Source organism: Nocardia sp. NBC_01730, from assembly GCF_035920445.1.
Taxonomy (GTDB): Bacteria; Actinomycetota; Actinomycetes; order Mycobacteriales; family Mycobacteriaceae; genus Nocardia.
The window spans coordinates 4,037,469-4,055,534 of record NZ_CP109162.1; the positions used below are offsets into that span (position 1 = coordinate 4,037,469).

An 18,066-nucleotide genomic window follows, 5' to 3' on the forward strand; every position below is an offset into this window, starting at 1 on the left:
ACCCGGACAGCAATGTTCGGGTCGCGCAGTGTTGGCAATACCCCCTCGGCGCAGACCACACCGGTTCAGAATTGACTTGTCGCAAGCTGTGCGGCGGCAGGTACTACCACTACCGCGGTTGCTACGGGCGGTCCTTACCCCGAGTAGCTGGAGCGGTCGGATTGTAGGACACCTCATGCAACAGCCTTCCCTTTCGATGACCGAAACCGACACAGTTCTCCCCGACGGCGCCTTCGCTCTGTCGGCGGCCCAGCGCGGCATCTGGTTCGCCCAGCACATCGCGGGCGACACACCGATCTCGATCGCCCAGTACGTCGAACTGACCGGACCGATCGACCTCGATCTGCTCGCGCGCTCGGCGCGCCGGGCAGGGCGCGAGTTCGGCACCGGCTACCTGCGCCTGATCGAGGTCGACGGTCATCCGTTCCAGTTCGTCGACACCACCCTCGACGACAGCCTGGACATCATCGACTTCCGCGCCGAGCCCGACCCGGAGGCCGCCGCGCAGGCGTGGATGCGCACGGACTACGCGGCGCCACTGGATCTGACAAGCGACCGGCTGTTGCGGGTCGCGATGCTGCGTATCGGCTCGGACCGCTGGTTCTGGTACTCGCGCATCCACCACATCGTGCTGGACGGCATGGGCGCACTGACCGTGGTGCAGCGCACCGGAGAGCTCTACAACGCCGCCGTCGAGGGACGACAGCCACCGCAGGCGAAAGCGGAGGATTTGCGCGAGATCGTCGACGCCGACCTGGCCTACCGCAGCTCCAATCGGTTCACCGCCGACCGGGAGTACTGGCTCGAGCACCTCGACGGGATGGCCGACCCGGTGAGCCTCGCGGGCCGCACCGCGGCCGTGGACGCACACCCGAGCCGGGTCGCGGGCGCGCTGCCCGCCGACACCGCCGAACTGCTGGACAGTGTGGCGAAAGAGGTGTCCTCTGGCGTCGCGCCGACCGTGGTGGCTGCCTTCGGCGCTTACCTTTCCTCGATGACCGGCGCGCCGGAGGTGGTGCTGAGTCTTCCGGTTTCCGCGCGCACCACCGCGACGCTGCGGCGTTCCGGCGGCATGATCGCCAATGTCGTCCCGCTGCGACTGCGCTTGGCGCCGACTACGACGGTCGGCGATGTGATCAAGGCCGCCCAGGGCGAGCTGACCGGGGCGCTGCGACGGCAGCGGTACCGCCAAGAGGACATCGTCCGCGACCTCGGCTGGCCGATGGACGAGTCCGCGTCGTTCGGCCCGTCGGTCAATCTGATGATGGTCGACACCAGAATTCAGCTCGGCACGGTGACCGGACGGCTGCACGTGCTGACCTCCGGGTTGATCGAAGACCTGTTCGTCAATCTGTATCCGGGTGTCGGCGGCGAGAGCACGCACATCGACTTGCAAGCCAACGGCAATCTCTACACCGACGCCGAACTGGCGGCGCAGCATCGGCGCTTCCTGTCGTTCCTGCACCGATTCCTCTCCGCCGGACCGGACGCGCCGGTCGCGACGGTGCCGGTGCTCTCCGACGGCGAACGCGCCGACTATGCCCCCGCCCGTGGGCCGGAGGGCGTCGCGCCACGGACATTGCCCGCCATCTTGGCCGACGGCGCTGCGCTCGATCCACAGGCGACCGCACTCGTCGATGGCACGACCGCGCTGACCTATCGGGAGGTCGACGACTACACCAATCGCCTGGCCAGGGTGCTGATCGCAGCCGGCGCCGGACCCGAGCGCACCGTGGCGATCTCGATTCCGCGTTCGGTCCGATCGGTGCTCGCCACCCTCGCGGTGGCCAAGACCGGCGCGGCGTTCGTGCCGATCGACCCGACCTATCCGGCCGACCGGATCGAGCACATGGTCGGCGACAGCGGGGTCGTCGCTGGTGTCACGATCGCGACGGCGCGAAAGTCCTTGCCGGACCGGGTGAACTGGCTGATCGTCGACGACGAGAGCACCGAGCACGCGGTGGCCGAACAGGATGCGGCGGCGATCACCGATGCGGACCGGTGGACCGCGGTGCACCCCGACCAGGTCGCGTACATCATCTACACCTCCGGCTCGACGGGGCTGCCCAAGGGCGTGCTCGTCGCGCACCGCGGGCTGGCCGATTTGGTCGCCAGCTCCGGCGCCGGGTTCGGTGTGGATGCCGATTCCATTGTCGCCCATGCCGTTTCGCCCAGCTTCGACATCTCGGTCGAGGAAATCCTTGTCACACTCGCGGCAGGCGCGACCCTGGCCGTCGTTCCACCGTCGGCGTACGCGGGCGAGGAGATGGCGCAGGTGCTGCGCGCCAACGGCGTGACCCACCTCAACGTCACCCCGACCGTCGTCGGGTCGCTGGAGCCGGCCACTCTGCCCGGTCTGCGCACCGTGATCGTCGGCGGCGACGCCTGCCCACCGGAACTGGTCACCAAGTGGTCCGGCCGCACCCTGTTGAACGGTTACGGTCCGACCGAGACCACCGTGACCGTGACCTTGAGCGCGCCGCTGACACCCGGCGCATCGGTCACCATCGGCGGCCTCACGCGCGGGGTGTCGGCCATCGTCCTGGATCCGTGGCTGCGTCCGCTGCCCCCTGGCACCACCGGCGAGCTCTACCTCGCGGGTCCCGGCGTTGCCCGCGGCTACCACCAGCGCAACGGCCTCACCGCGGATCGGTTCGTCGCCAACCCGTACGCGACGGGTGAGCGCATGTACCGCACGGGCGACCTGGTGCGCTGGGTCGAGTGCGACGGCCGCGCGGAACTGGAGTATCAGGGCCGCAGCGACTTCCAAGTGAAGGTGCGCGGCTTCCGCATCGAGCTGGGCGAGATCGACGCCGCGCTGCAACGGCAGCCCGACATCGATTTCGCGCTCACGCTCGGCGTCGAAACCGGCTCGGGTGCCACCGCACTGGTGGCCTATGTCGTGCCGAAGCCGGGGGTCGAGGTCCACCCCGAGGCGCTGAAAGCGACTGTGGGAGAATCGCTTCCAGCCTATATGGTCCCTTCGGCGGTGATGGTGCTTGACAGTGTTCCGCTGACGCCGCTCGGCAAAGTGGACCGCAAAGCGCTGCCCGCACCGGATTTCGGCGCGCGCACGATCGTGAGCAGGCCGCCGTCCACGCCGCGCGAGGAGGCACTGGCCGCGCTGTTCGCGGAGGTGCTCAGGCTGGAGTCGGTGGGCGTCGACGAGAGCTTCTTCGCGCTCGGCGGCGACAGTATCGTCTCCATCCAGCTGGTCTCGCGGGCGAAGGCGGCCGGGATCGGGTTCAGCGCGCGAGACGTGTTCGAGCGCAAGACCGTCGCCGCGCTGGCCGCGGTCGCCACCGACGTGCCGACCAGGGTGGTGTACGAGCTGCCCGGCGGCGGGGTGGGTGAGGTGGAACTCACCCCGATCGTGCACGCCATGCTGGAGCAGGGCGACACCTGGCGACGGTTCGCCCAGGCGGTGCTGATCGGACTGCCCGGGCAGACCGGGCGCGCCCAGCTGGTCGCGGCGATTCAGGCGCTGCTCGACCAGCACGACGTGCTGCGCTCCGTACTGCGGCGCACCGGCGACGGCTGGAGCTGGGTGGTCGGCGAGCCGGGCGCGGTGGACGCCGACGGCCTGCTGGAGGTCGTCACCGTGGGCGCGGATACCGAACGGACCTGCGAACGCGAGCTGCAGCGCGCTGCCGACCTGCTCGACCCCGAGTCGGGCGTGGTCGCGCGCTTCGTGCTGATCGAGCGCGCGGACGGCGATCCGCTGCTGTGGCTCGTGCTGCATCATCTCGTGACCGACGGCGTCTCCTGGCGCATCCTGCTGCCGGATCTGTCCACCGCGGCGCGAGGCGGCGCGCTCGCACCGGTCGGCACCTCGTTCCGGCGCTGGGCGCACGGCCAGCGCGCGCACGCGGCCGGTCGCGTCGCGGAACTGCCACTGTGGCAACGGGTACTCGCCACACCCGACCCCGCGCTCGGCTCGGCGCCGATGGACCCCGATGTCGACGTGGTGGCCACCGCGGCGCATTTGACGACCGTCATCGCGCCGGAGATCGCGCACACCGTGCTCACCACCGCACCGGACCGATTCCACTGCGGCGCCGACGACGTGCTGCTCGCCGGGCTCGCGATGGCGGTGGCCCGCTGGCGCGGGCGGACGTCGACACTGTTCACCCTCGAGGGCCACGGGCGCTCGGAGAACATCCTGCCTGGCGCCGACGTCGCGCGCACGGTCGGTTGGTTCACCAGCGTCTATCCCGCCGCCGTCAACCTGGACGGCATCGATCTCGCCGACGCGTTCGCGGGCGGCGCCGCGGCGGGCGCCGCGATCAAGACCACCAAGGAACAGCTGCGCGCCCTGCCGGACAAGGGCATCGGGTTCGGGATGCTGCGCTACCTCGACCCCGAAGGCGCGGCGGCGCTCGCGGACGCGCCGACCCCGCAGCTCAGCTTCAACTACCTCGGTCGCGCCACCACCGGTGGCGACACCGCCCCGTGGCAACAGCGACGTTTCGTAGCGACCCAGGACGACCGCGCACCGTTGGCCGCCGTGGTGGACATCACCGCCGTCCTCACCGACTCCGGCCTCGACGTGACCTGGGCCTACGCCTCCCGCCTCCTCGACGAGGCCGACCTCGCCGAACTCGCCGCGCTCTGGACACAGGCCCTCGGCGCGCTCGCCGCGCACGCGGAGTCCGCGGGTTCGGGCGGACGGACACCCTCGGACTTCGATCTGGTGGCGGTCACCCAGGAGCAGGTCGACACCTGGGAACACGACTACCCGAACCTCGCCGACGTCTGGCCGCTTTCACCGCTGCAGTACGGCCTGCTCTTCCACGCGCTCTACGACTCCGACACCGCCGACAACTACACGGTCCAATCCGGGCTCACCCTGGCGGGTGCGGTCGATTCGGCCCGATTGCGCCGCGCCGCACAGGCTTTGGTGGCACGGCACGAGAACCTGCGTGTCGCCTTCGTGGAGACCGAGGACGGTCCGCGTCAGCTCGTCCTCGCCGACGCCGGGATCCAATGGCAGGACGTGGATCTCACCAGGATCGCCGACGACGACGAGCGCCGTCGCGAACTCGAGCGACTGATCGCCGTCGACGCGCGCACCCGGTTCGAGCTCACCCGCCCACCGCTGCTGCGCTGCACGCTCATCCACACCGGCCCCGAGGCCTACCAATTCGTGCTGACCAACCACCACTTGGTGCTGGACGGCTGGTCGGCCCCGCTGCTCGTGCGCGAACTGCTCACCCTTTACGTCACCGAGGGCGACGCGTCCACGCTGCCGCCCGTGCACTCCTACCGCGAGTTCCTGACCTGGCTGCAGTCCGGGGACGACGCGGAATCACTCGCGGCGTGGACGAGTTCGCTGGCCGGCGTGGACACGCCGACCCGTGCGGTGCCCACGCTCGCGGGCATCGAATCGACCGAAACCGGCATGGTCTCCACCGACCTGGCCCGTGCGACGGTGGCCCGGCTGGAAACCACCGCCCGCGAAGCGGGCGCCACGGTGAACACCCTGGTGCAGGCCGCATGGGCGATGTTGCTCGCGATGCTCACCGGCCGCACCGACGTGGTATTCGGCGGCACCGTCTCCGGCAGGCCGCCGGAGCTCGCCGGGGTCGAGGAGATGGTCGGCCTGTTCATCAACACGCTGCCGGTGCGGGTCCGGCTCGACCCGGCGGAGAAGGTGGTCGACCTGCTCGCGCGTGTGCAGTCCGAGCAGGCGCGGCTGATGGACCACCAGCACGTCGGCCTCGCCGCGATCCACCAGGCGGTCGGTCTCGCCGAATTGTTCGACACGCTCACCGTTTTCGAGTCCTATCCGATCGATCGTGAGGCGCTGTCGCAGGCGCTGGACATCGCGGGCATGCGGGTGCTCGACGTCGCGGTCACCGACGCGGCGCCGTATCCGTTGAACCTCATGGTGATTCCACAGCACGGCCCGGACGGCCAGGACACACTGCAGATCACGGTGAAGTATCTGACCGACCAGCTCGCGCCCGAGGCGGCACGGCCGCTGCTGGATCGCTTCGTCCGGCTGCTCACCCAGCTCGCCGACAATCCCCGCGCGCTGGTCTCCCAGCTGCAATACTGCGGCGACGCCGAGCGCGCCGCGCTGCTTCCAGTTCTCGGCCCGCAGTCGGTGCCGCTGCGCACGCTGCCCGAGATCCTCGCCGAGGGCGCGCGGATCGACAGCGACGCCATCGCGGTCACCGCGGGTGAGCTGACCATGTCCTACGGCGAACTCGACGCGTGGTCCAACCGTTTCGCGCGGGTACTGTTGCGCCGCGGGGTCGGGCGCGAGGTGTTCGTCGTGCTCGCGCTCACCAGGTCACTGGAGTCGGTGGTCGCGGTGTGGGCGCTGGCCAAGACCGGCGCCGCGTTCGCTCCGCTCGACCCGAACTACCCGGTGGAGCGGATCGAGCACATGCTCACCGACTCGAAGGCGCCGATCGGCGTGACGGTGACCGCGACCGGCGAGACGCTGCCGGGCACCATCGACTGGCTGCTGCTCGACGACCTCAACACGATGCGCCGGGCAATGACCGTCTCCGATGCGCCGGTCACCGACGAGGAGCGGGGCGGGCCCATCGACATCGACCAGACCGCCTACCTGATCTACACCTCCGGCTCCACCGGCAAGCCGAAGGCCGTGCTGCTCAGCCACCGCGGCGTCGCGAATCTCGTTACCGCGCAACGGGAAACACTCGGTCTCGACCACACTGCCAGCGCACTGCAGGTAGCCTCACCCAGCTTCGACGCGTCGGTATTCGAGCTGCTGACCGCGCACGGCGCGGGCGGCAGGCTGGTCGTGTCGCCGGCGGACGTCTACGGCGGCGCGGAGCTCGAACGCCTGCTGCGCACCGAACGGGTCACGCACGCGGTGATCACGCCGTCCGCGCTGACCACCATGGATCCCACCGAACTCGACCATCTGCGTGTGCTGTCGGTCGCGGGTGAGGCCGCCACGCCGGAGCTGATCGAGCGGTGGTCGGTGGGCAGGCGCATGGTGAACCTGTACGGCCCCACCGAGTTCAGCATCTGGGCGACCGGCCCCGGCGAGCTCGTCGCGGGCGAGCCGATCACGATCGGCGGACCGATCCGCGGCGCGGCCATCATGGTGCTCGACACCTGGCTGCGTCCGGTGCCGGTCGGCGTGGCCGGCGAGCTGTACCTGGCCGGTCCCGCGCTCGCGCGCGGCTACTTCAACCGGTTCGAGATGACGGCGAGCCGCTTCGTCGCCGACGCGTTCGGCGAACCCGGCGGGCGCATGTATCGCACCGGTGACATGGTGCGCTGGGTGGTCGGGCGCGACGGCGATCTCGAGCTGGAGTACCTGGGCCGCAGCGACTTCCAGGTCAAGATCCGTGGGCTGCGCATCGAGCTCGGCGAGATCGACGCGGTGCTGTCGCGGGACGACGAGGTCGAGTACGCGGTGACCATCGGCCGCGCGGGCCCGGCCGGGAGCACCGTGCTGGTGTCCTACGTGCTGCCCGCCGAGGGTGTGCGGCTGGATGTCGAGCGGCTGCGTGCGCAGGCTGCCGCAGAGCTGCCCGGTTACATGGTGCCCGGCTACCTCGTCGTGCTCGACTCGATTCCGCTCACCCCGGTCGGCAAGCTGGACCGCAAAGCCCTTCCGGTACCGAACTTCTCGGACACGAACCGGCCCTATCTCGCGCCGCGCACGCCGGTCGAGGAGGCGGTGGCCGCCGTGTACTGCGAGGTGCTCGGCAGTGAGCGGGTCAGCGTCGACCAGTCGTTCTTCGAGCTGGGCGGCAACTCGTTGAGCGCGACCAAGGTGGTCGCGCGGGTGAACGCGGGGCTCGGGTCGCGGATCGCGCTGCGCGATCTGTTCGACGCACCGACCGTCGCCCAGCTGTCCACCCGGGTGGTTCCCGCCACCGGCGACGTGCCGGGCCGGTTCGCGCTCGCGCCGCGGATCCGGCCGGACCGCGTTCCGCTGTCCCCCGCGCAGCAGCGCATGTGGGTGCTCAACCGCATGGATCCGTCCTCGCCCGCCTACAACATCGCAGTGGCGTTGCGGCTCACCGGCGAGCTGGACGTCGACGCCATGCGCGCCGCGCTCGCCGACGTGGTCGACCGGCACGAGAGTCTGCGTACCCTGTATCCCGCCGACACGGAGGGGCCGCGCCAAGTGGTGGTCGGCGTCGATGTGGCCGCGCCCGCCATGCCGGTGCTCGACACCGAGGACGGCGCCGAGCTGCGCGAGCGGATCACCGCGCTGGCCGGCAACGGGTTCGACATCACCACCCAACCGCCGCTGCAGGTGGGCCTGTTCCGGGTCCACAGCGCGGCGGAGGCGCTCACCGGTGCCGGGCCGGTGTCGTCGACTCCCTTTACCGGAGCCGCACCCGTCTCGTCCGGCCCCGCCGCGGGGATCGCGCCGGTCTCCTCCGGTTACTGGGTGGACCACAGACCACAGCCGACGCCGGTGCACGTCGTCGTGCTGGTGGTGCATCACATCAGCGCAGACGGCGCGTCGATGGCGCCGCTGGCCGCCGATCTGGTCGCCGCGTATTCGGAACGCGCGACCGGTGCGCCCGACACGCGCGTCCCGCTCACGGTGCAGTATGCCGACTTCGCGCTCTGGCACCGGGAAATACTCGGCGACGAGTCGGACCCGGAATCGGCTGCGGCACAACAGATTAAGTTCTGGCGAGACACCCTGACGGGTGCGCCCGATGTGATCGAACTTCCCACCGACCGCCCACGCCCGGCGGTGCAGACCATGCACAGCGCGGACTTCGGCTTCACCGTCGACGCCGAAACACACAGCGCGCTCGTGGAATTCGCCGCCGCACGGAATGTCAGCCCGTTCATGGTCGTGCACGCCGCTCTGGCGGTGCTGCTCGCCCGGCTCGGTGGCACCGACGACGTGTTGATCGGCACGCCTGTCGCGGGCCGCGGCGAGGAGGCGGTGGACGAGCTCGTCGGCATGTTCGTCAACACCTTGGCGCTGCGTACCCCAGTAGAGCCCGGCCTGGGATTCGCGGCGCTTCTCGACACCGTCCGGTCCGCGGATCTGGACGCCTTCGCCAACGCCGACGTCCCGTTCGAGCGGCTGGTTCAGGTGCTCGACCCCAACCGCTCGACGGCGCACCATCCGCTGTTCCAGGTGACGCTGAGCTTGCAGAATTTCGTCGAACCGGTGCTGGAGCTGCCCGGATTGCGTTTCGAGGTGGAGGATTTCGACCGCAATGCCTCGCAGTTCGATCTGACCCTCGATCTGCGGGAGCATGTTACCGAGGCCGGGCCGTCCGGGATGGACGCCGTGCTCACCTACGCGACCGACCTGTTCGACGAGGCGTCGGTGGCCTCGTTCACGTTCCGGTTGCGGCGGGTGCTCGCGGACGTCCTCGCGCGGCCCGAGGTGTGCATTGCCGACATCGACATCCTCGACGACGCCGAACGCGCGACGCTGATTCCGGTGCGCGGTCCCGAAACCGAAGGGACGACAACACTTCCGCAACTGCTCGCCGAGACCGCCCAACGGTATCCGGATCGCCCGGCGCTGGTGGTCGGCGGGCAGACCACCACCTACCGGGAGATCGACGCATACGCAAATCGCCTGGCGCGGGTGCTGATCGACGCAGGCGCCGGCCCGGAAACCGTCGTGGCACTTGGTCTTCCGCGCTCGGCGGAGTTGCTCACCGGCCTGTGGGCAGCTGCGAAGGCCGGCGCGGCGTTTCTTCCGGTCGACCCGAAGCACCCGGTCGACCGCATCGACCACATGCTCACCGATTCCGGCGCCACGGTCGGCCTCACTCTCGCCGAGTTCCGGCCGATGCTGCCCGACAGCACGGAGTGGCTGGTGCTCGACGACTTTGCCCTTGTCGAACGCTGGGGTGCCGCGAGCAACCGCACGCCGCGCGAGAGCGAACTACTCGGACCCATCCGACTGGACAATCCGGCATGGCTGATCTACACCTCGGGCTCCACCGGAACCCCCAAGGGCGTTTCGGTCTCCCACCGAGGCATCACCGATATGGTCGCGGCGCAGCACGCATCGCTCGGCCTGGACGAGCGCTCCCGGGTGCTGCAGGTGGCATCCCCGAGCTTCGACGCGTCGCTGTTCGAGGCGATCATGGCGTTCGGTTCCGGCGGCGCGGCGGTGGTGTCGCCGCCGGAGGTGTTCGGCGGCAGCGCGCTCGCCGAGCTGATCGACGCCGAACAGGTGACGCACCTGGTGATCACCCCCTCGGCGCTGGCCACCCTCGATCCCGCCGAGGTGACGAGCGTGCGGGTGCTCTCGGTGGCCGGTGAGGCCGTCGGCGCCGAGTTGGTCGAACGCTGGGCCGCGGACCGAACCATGGTCAACCTGTACGGCCCGACCGAGTTCACCATCTGGGCGACGGGCTCCGAGCTCGCGGTCGGCACGCCGGCCTCCATCGGCACTCCGGTGCACGGCGCGGCCGCCATGGTGCTCGACGACCGGCTGCGCCCGGTCCCGGTGGGGGTGGCGGGCGAGCTGTATCTCGCCGGTCCCGCGCTCGCCCGCGGCTACCACGCGCGGCCGAGTCTCACCGCCGCCCGCTTCCACGCCAACCCGTTCGGCGCGGCGGGCGAACGGATATACCGCACCGGCGATCTGGTGCGGTGGATCCGCGCCGGGTCGGGGCTGGAACTGGAGTACCTGGGCCGCACCGACTTCCAGGTCAAGGTGCGCGGCCAGCGCATCGAACTCGGTGAGATCGATGCGGTGCTCGGCCGCGCCGAGGGCGTCGACTTCGCGATCACGCTCGGTGTGCCCGGCCCCACCGGGGCGATCGCACTGGCCGCCTACCTGGTCCCCACGCCTGGCGTCGACCTCGACCTCGCACGGGTACGCGCGTTCGCCGCGGACATCATGCCCGGCTACATGGTGCCCTCAGCGTTCGTCGTGCTGGACGAGATCCCGCTCACCGCGGTCGGCAAGCTCGACCGGAAGGCGCTGCCCACACCGGAATTCACCGGGGACCGCACCGCGTACCGTGCGCCGGACACGCCGACCGAACAGGTGCTTGCCGAAATCTTCGGTGAGTTGCTCGGCGTGCAGAAGGTGGGCACCGACGATTCGTTCTTCGGGCTCGGCGGCGACAGCATCCTGGCGATCCAGCTGGTGTCGCGAGCGAAGCAGCATGGCATCGCCTGTACTCCGCTGCAGGTGTTCGAGCACCGCACGGTGGCGGCGCTGGCGGCAGCCGTCGACGCCGCGGGCACGGCGGTGACACTCGATGAACTGCCCGGCGGCGGCGTCGGCGAGCTACCACTGCCGCCGATCGCGCACTACATGCTGGAGCGCGGCGGCAACTACGACCGCTTCAGCCAGACCGCGGTGCTGGAACTGCCGGTCGGGATCGAACGGTCTCAGATCGTCGCGGTCCTCACCGCGGCGGTGGATCGGCACGACATGTTGCGGGCCCGGCTGGTCACCGACGCCGACGACGGCTCGCGCCTGCTGATCGGCCCGCCCGGCTCGGTCGACGTGGATGCGCTCGTGCACCGCGTCGAATTCGACGTGACCGACCCGATCGAGCTGCGCGAATACGCGGCGACCGAACTGGACGCCGCGGCGAATCGGCTCGACCCGTCGAACGGCACCGTGCTGCAATTCATTTGGCTCGACCCGGTGGGTGCCGCTGGTACCCGGACCGGGGCGGGACGGTTGATCGTGCTGGCCCACCATCTGGTGATCGACGGCGTGTCCTGGCGCATCCTGGTGCCGGATCTGGTCGCCGCGTGGGCGCAGGTGTCGGTCGGCAACCTCCCGGTTCTCTCCGAGACCGGAACCTCGATGCGGCGCTGGTCGAACGCGCTGGCCGAGGAGGCGCGCTCCGACCGCAGGGTGTCCGAGCTGGCGTACTGGCAGGACGTGCTCGCCGGACCCGATCCGCTGATCGGCGCCCGCGAGCTGGATCCCGCGGTCGACCGGACCGACACGCTGCGCATGGTCGAGCGGGAGGTGTCCGCGGAGGTCACCGCCACGCTGCTCACGACACTGCCCGGCCTGTTCCAGGGCAGCGTCAACGACGCGTTGCTGGCAACCCTGGCACTGGCGCTGGCGCGCTGGCGCGACAGCGCCGAACCGACGGTGCTGGTGCGACTGGAAGGCCATGGCAGGCAGGCGGAGGTGGTGCCCGGCGCCGACCTGTCCCGCACCATCGGCTGGTTCACCAGCATCTATCCGGTGCGGCTCGACCTGACGGACATCGACGTCGACGACGCGCTCGCCGGTGGACCCGCAATGGGCGCGGCGATCCGCGCGGTCAAGCACCAGCTGCTCGCCGTGCCGGACAAGGGCATCGGGTTCGGCCTGCTGCGCTATCTTAATCACGAAGCGGCGCAACATCTTCCGGCCCCACTACCCGGCCGCGTCGGCTTCAACTACCTCGGTAGGTACTCGACCGGCGACATCCCGGCCGGGCTGGAGGGTCTCGGCTGGCTGCCGACCGACGAACTCGGCGATCTGCATGCCCCCGAGCATGCCGACGTGCCCTTGCAGTCGGCGATCGACGTGAACGCCGTGGTGATCGGCGACCGGATGCGCGCGAGTTTCGGCTTCCCCTCGACTTTGCTCACGCAGGACGAGGTGGCCGAGCTGGCCGACCTGTGGGTCGAGACGCTCGGCGCGGCAACCCATTTCGCGCGGACCCCGGCGGCGCGCACCGCCGCCGACGAGGAGGCCGCGGCCACGACCCCGGTGCCGCCCGTGCCTGGCGGGCTCGGCCTGGACATGGTGCTCCCGATCCGGCTCGGCGGCACCGAGCCCGCGCTGTTCTGCGTCCACCCGTCGGCCGGAATGTCATGGACCTATCTGGGATTCGCGGACGCGCTGGCGCCCGGCAGGCCGATCTACGGTCTGCAGGCTCCGGACCTCAGCGGCCACGAACCCGCTCGATCGATCGAGGATTTCGCCGACCGCTACGTGCGCGAGATTCGCGCCCTGCAACCCGAGGGGCCCTACCACCTGCTCGGCTGGTCGTTCGGCGGACTCATCGCCCACGCGATGGCGAGCAAGCTGAAGGCGGACGGCGCCACCGTCGGCGTCGTCGCGCTGCTGGACGCCGACACGACCGACATCGACGGCGACAGCATCGAACGGCTCACCCCCGGCGGCTTCGTCAACGCGTTCGGCTCGGTCTTCGGCATCCACGACGTGCCCGCCGAGGCGACCGCCCAGGAGGCTGCCGATCTGATCCGCGAGCGGCTCGGCGGCGTATCGCTGATCGACGCGACCACCCTGGAGCGGATGGCCGGGTCGTTCAACGCGTCGGCCCGGACCAGAACCGGCTATCGACGCCCGGTGTTCGACGGCGACATCGTGTACTTCAGCGCGACCGTCGACACCTCCGACATCTTCGGCCCCGACGGCTGGCGGCCGTATGTGACCGGCGAGATCATCAACCACGACATCGATGTCACCCACGATGAGCTGACGGCGCCGCAGGTGCTGCCGATCATCGCGCGCGTGCTCGACGAACATATGGGAGGCCGAGGATGAGCTTCGATCATGGGGTCGTCGTCGACGGAATCGAGAAGTCTTTCGGCGCCGTCAAGGCACTCCGCGGCGTCGATTTCGTGGCAGAACCTGGTGAGGTGCTCGGTATTCTCGGGCCGAACGGCGCAGGCAAGACGACCACGGTGAACATCCTGTCCACGCTGATCGCGCCGGATCGCGGTCGCGCGCTGGTCGCCGGGCACGATGTGGTCGCCGACCCGGCGGCGGTGCGCCGCAGCATCATGCTGACCGGCCAGTACGCGGCGCTGGACGACATGCTCAGCGGTTACGAGAACCTCGTGATGTTCGGCAGGCTGATGGGCCTGCGCAAGCGGGCCGCCCGCGCCCGCGCCGACGAACTGATCGGCGAGTTCGACCTGGAAGGCGCGGCGGGCCGCCGGGTCGGCACCTACTCCGGCGGCATGCGCAGGCGCATCGACATCGCGTGCGGTCTCGTCGTCCGGCCGGACGTGGTGTTCCTGGACGAACCAACCACCGGGCTGGATCCACGCAGCAGGCAGGGGGTCTGGGACCTGGTGGCCGGCTTCAAGAAGGCAGGCATCACCACCCTGCTCACCAGCCAGTACCTGGAGGAGGCCGACGCGCTCAGCGACCGGATCATCGTCATCGACCACGGTGTGGTGATCGCGCATGGCACCGCCGACGAGCTGAAGTCGCGGACCGGCGGTAGTTACTGCGAGGTGGTGCCGCTGGATCTGAAGGATCTGCCCGCCATCGCGGCTGCGCTGGGTTCGCTGCTGCCGCAGGAGAATCGGGCCGCGCTGACCGCCGATGCCGATCGGATTGCCATTCCGGCACCGGACGGCGCCAAAACGCTCGCCGAAGCGCTGCGCCGACTCGACAGCGCCGGAGTCGAACTGGTCGACATCGCGCTGCGCAGACCCTCGCTCGACGATGTTTTCCTCGAGCTGACCGGGCATCTGGCGACGGTGGAGAGCATCGAGGGATCGGAGGTCGTGTCGTGACGGCCGCGACCTGGCTCACCCAGACCCGCGCCGCGCCGATGCGCACGCAGCAGTGGTGGGTGCTCACCACGCGGCTGATCGTGCCATCAGTGCAGACCGGCGAGGTGCTCGCCTCGGTGCTGGCGCCGGTGGCGTTCACCGCCAGCTTCTACATCCCGCTGAAGACCGTGATGACTTTCTCGGGCACCGGGTTCAGCAGCTATGCGCAGTTCATGATGCCGATCTTGATTATGCAGGCCGCCGCGTTCACAGCCATTTCGGCGGCCTTCCGCGCCGCCACCGATTCGGTCGCCGGGCTCAACCGGCGGTTCGGCTCCATGCCGGTCGGCCCTCTCGTCCCGGTCGCGGCGCGGATGTCCGGCAACGTCTTCCGTCTGGGCATAGCGCTCACCACCGCGCTGATCTGTGGGCACGTCATCGGCTTCCGCTTCTACCTCGACACCGCGCACACGATCGGCTACGTGCTGTTCTCCTTGGTCATCGGAATCGTGCTGACCTTGGGCGGGGACGTGATCGGGATGGCATCGCGCAGCCCGGAGGCAACCACGCAGGCATTGGTGTTACCGCCGTTGATCCTGGGCATGCTGTCGACAGGGCTCGCTCCTGCGCAACAGTTTCCGGACTGGGTGCAGCCGTTCGTGCGCAACCAGCCGGTCTCGCAGTACGTCATCGCGTTGCGGGCGCTCGCAGGTGACACCATGCCGAACGCGGGGCAGGTGACCTGGTCGCTGATGGGGCCGCCGGTGGCATGGGCGATCGGCACTCTGCTTCTCTGCATCCCGCTGGCCATCCGGTTGAACTCGAGGAGGGCGTGATGGCGTTGGTTGCCGATCGCACCGAGGAGACCCGCACCGGCTCGGAGGTGTCGGTGTCGGCACTGGTGCGGCACACGCTGATCCAAACGCAGCGTCTGCTGCTGCGCTGGGTCCGCAATCCGGTCACGTTGCTGGAGACGCTGATCATCCCGTGCCTGCTGCTGATCATGCTGAATACCGTGGTCGGTAACCAGATCAAGAAGTTCACCGGCGAAAGCGCGCTCTACGGCTCGGTGCCGATGGTCACCATCGTCGGCGCGCTGTCCGGTGCGGTCGCCAGCGGCGTTCTGCTCGGCCGGGAGCGCGACGCGGGTCTGCTCGCCCGCTTCTGGGTCCTGCCGGTACACCGCGCCTCCGGCCTTGCGTCGCGAATCCTCGCCGAGGGCTGCCGGATCTTCGCAGGCACCCTCGCCATCGTCCTGGTCGGTTACCTGCTCGGGTTCCGCTTCGACCAGGGCGTCATCGCGACGACCGTCTTCCTGTTCATCCCGATCCTTTTCGGTTTGGCGTTCGCCACCATCGTCACCGCGATCGCCGTGTTCACGGCGAAAGCGACGCTGGTGGAAGGGATCGCGATCCTCACCTCCCTGCTGATGTTCTTCAGCACCGGCTTCGTCCCGCTGATTTCCTACCCGCACTGGATCCAGCCGGTGGTGCGCAACCAACCGCTGTCGGTCGCCGTCGACACCATGCGCGCCCTCGCCCAGGGCGGACCCGTCGCCCATCTCCTGACCCTCACCGTCGCCTGGTCCCTCGGCGCGATCATCCTCTTCGCTATCCCGGCGACCATCGGGTATCGCCGCGCCAGCAGGCGGTGAACAGCCACTTCCGGCTCACAGCGGACTCCCAGCGAAAGCCCAGCCTGCCACGAGCACCCGTTCCTACTGTCAGCGGTGGCAGTGGCCGACGGACGGAAGGACAGACCGTGGGCGCACCCGCCACGGGGATGACGGTCTCGCTCACCGTCGGCGTCGCCGCGAAATCGCAGAACACCCAGTCGGGCAACGGGTCAGGCCCGCAGCCCGGCGGTCGACCGCCCGGCGGCGCAGGCGGACCCGGTGGTGGCGCACCCGGCGGTCCGCCGCCAAGGTAGAAATTCGGCCCCTGCCCGTCCTCGGCGGACCGGAGGCCGAAACTCGTTCGGACGCCCGACTATTCGATTGCGAGCTGCCGGGCCAGCGCCCAGATCACCAGTACGTCGATGGCGATCATCACCAGTGCCCAGAACGGATAGATCGACGCGAACACGAAGTTGTCCAGAATGCTGATCGCCGCCATCACGATGCCCGCGAGGTAGCCCCAGGTCTTGCCGGTCACGATGCCGACGCCCGCACCGACGAAGAGCACAGCGATCACGAGGTGGACCCATCCCCACGCGGTGACGTCGACCAGGAACACCTGGTCCTCCGTCACCACGAAGATGTCACGCCCCGCGATCGCCGCGATGGCCGTCAACAGGTGCAGAACACCGGCGACGAGGATGAGCACGCCCGCGAAGATCGTCATGTCGCTGAGCACCGGACGGGTGCTGATCGGGCCGTGACTGGTCATTGCGCACACTCCTTCCGTAACGCGTGGTACACCTGTCGGCCCAACGTAGCCGCTCACGTGGCCGAATCGGTGCAGGACTCGCACCCGACGGGATCGGCGGCGACTTCGGTTGTTCCGCACACGGACGCATATCGCAGCGACACAAGGTGTTGTGCTGTGCAGACTCGTCACCCACAAGGAGTAGTGTTCCAAGGGTAAGCATTTCCTAACAGAAGCATGCTCGGGAAAGGCGTGGAGGCAGGATGAAACTGATCGATCGGGTGTCGGCCATCAACTGGAATCGGGTGCCCGACGAAAAGGATGCCGAGGTCTGGGACCGGCTGACCGGCAACTTCTGGCTGCCGGAAAAGGTCCCGGTCTCCAACGACATCCCCTCGTGGAACACCCTGACCGCTGACGAGAAGCAACTGACCATGCGGGTCTTCACCGGCCTCACCCTGCTGGACACCATTCAGGGTACGGTCGGCGCGGTGAGCCTGATTCCGGACGCACTCACCCCGCACGAGGAGGCAGTGCTCACCAACATCGCCTTCATGGAATCGGTGCACGCCAAGAGCTACAGCTCGATCTTCTCCACGCTGTGCTCAACCCGCGAGATCGACGAGGCGTTCCGCTGGTCGGAGGAGAACCGCAACCTGCAGCGCAAGGCCGAGATCGTGCTGCAGTACTACAACGGCGACGATCCGCTCAAGCGCAAGGTCGCCTCCACGTTGCTGGAGAGCTTCCTGTTCTACTCGGGCTTCTACCTGCCGATGCACTGGTCGTCGCGGGCCAAGCTCACCAACACCGCCGACATGATCCGGCTGATCATCCGAGACGAAGCGGTCCATGGTTATTACATCGGCTACAAGTACCAGAAGGGCCTGGAGCTGGTCTCTCCAGCCGAGCGCGAAGAGCTGAAGAACTACACCTTCGAGCTGCTGTTCGAGCTCTACGACAACGAGGTCGAATACACCCAGGACCTCTACGACGAGGTGGGCCTCACCGAGGACGTCAAGAAGTTCCTGCGCTACAACGCCAACAAGGCGTTGATGAACCTCGGCTACGAGGGCCTGTTCCCGAAGGACGAAACCGAGGTGAACCCGGCCATCCTCTCGGCGCTGTCCCCCAACGCCGACGAGAACCACGATTTCTTCTCCGGCTCGGGCTCGAGCTACGTGATCGGCAAGGCCGTCAACACCGAAGACGCGGACTGGGAGTTCTGAGCTACACCGACAAGTGGGGCGGCGGCGGATTTATCCGCCGCCGT

6 protein-coding genes are annotated in these 18,066 nt (G+C 68.9%); 5 read left to right on the forward strand and 1 reads right to left on the reverse strand.

The window, feature by feature from the left end:
* Nucleotides 1-196 precede the first annotated feature (196 nt).
* From OHB12_RS15980 to OHB12_RS15995, 4 genes are read left to right on the forward strand one after another with little or no spacing between them, the layout of a single operon-like run.
* Nucleotides 197-13,468 carry a non-ribosomal peptide synthetase gene (locus tag OHB12_RS15980; RefSeq protein ID WP_327120320.1) on the forward strand — a complete coding sequence of 4,424 codons (13,272 nt, stop codon included), beginning with the start codon at nucleotides 197-199 and terminating at the stop codon, nucleotides 13,466-13,468.
* Complete coding sequence (locus OHB12_RS15985) at nucleotides 13,465-14,451, forward strand: ATP-binding cassette domain-containing protein (RefSeq protein WP_327120322.1); 987 nt, start codon at nucleotides 13,465-13,467, stop codon at nucleotides 14,449-14,451. The genes OHB12_RS15980 and OHB12_RS15985 overlap by 4 nt, the downstream gene beginning before the upstream one ends.
* Nucleotides 14,448-15,266, forward strand: a complete 819-nt coding sequence (locus OHB12_RS15990; protein ID WP_327120324.1) for an ABC transporter permease — start codon at nucleotides 14,448-14,450, stop codon at nucleotides 15,264-15,266. The genes OHB12_RS15985 and OHB12_RS15990 overlap by 4 nt, the downstream gene beginning before the upstream one ends.
* The gene (locus OHB12_RS15995) at nucleotides 15,266-16,084 is read left to right on the forward strand and encodes an ABC transporter permease (RefSeq protein WP_327120326.1); all 819 of its coding nucleotides are present in this window, start codon (nucleotides 15,266-15,268) and stop codon (nucleotides 16,082-16,084) included. Before OHB12_RS15990 ends, OHB12_RS15995 begins: the two co-directional genes overlap by 1 nt.
* Nucleotides 16,085-16,418: 334 nt before the next feature.
* On the opposite strand, the gene OHB12_RS16000 is transcribed toward OHB12_RS15995, so the two are convergent.
* On the reverse strand, nucleotides 16,419-16,817 hold the full coding sequence (locus tag OHB12_RS16000; protein ID WP_327120328.1) for a DUF7144 family membrane protein: 399 nt from the start codon (nucleotides 16,815-16,817) through the stop codon (nucleotides 16,419-16,421).
* A gap of 242 nt (nucleotides 16,818-17,059) precedes the next feature.
* Here OHB12_RS16000 and nrdF point away from each other — a divergent pair, with 242 nt between their 5' ends.
* Nucleotides 17,060-18,022 (forward strand): class 1b ribonucleoside-diphosphate reductase subunit beta, encoded by a 963-nt coding sequence (gene nrdF / locus OHB12_RS16005; RefSeq protein WP_327120330.1) that lies wholly within the window; start codon nucleotides 17,060-17,062, stop codon nucleotides 18,020-18,022.
* The last annotated feature ends 44 nt before the right edge of the window (nucleotides 18,023-18,066 follow it).

Coding starts and splice junctions, on each gene's coding strand:
- OHB12_RS15980 (WP_327120320.1), top strand. CDS start 197: ATGACCGAAACCGACACAGTTCTCCCCGACGGCGCCTTCGCTCTGTCG.
- OHB12_RS15985 (WP_327120322.1), top strand. CDS start 13,465: ATGAGCTTCGATCATGGGGTCGTCGTCGACGGAATCGAGAAGTCTTTC.
- OHB12_RS15995 (WP_327120326.1), top strand. CDS start 15,266: ATGGCGTTGGTTGCCGATCGCACCGAGGAGACCCGCACCGGCTCGGAG.
- OHB12_RS16000 (WP_327120328.1), bottom strand. CDS start 16,817: ATGACCAGTCACGGCCCGATCAGCACCCGTCCGGTGCTCAGCGACATG.
- nrdF (WP_327120330.1), top strand. CDS start 17,060: ATGAAACTGATCGATCGGGTGTCGGCCATCAACTGGAATCGGGTGCCC.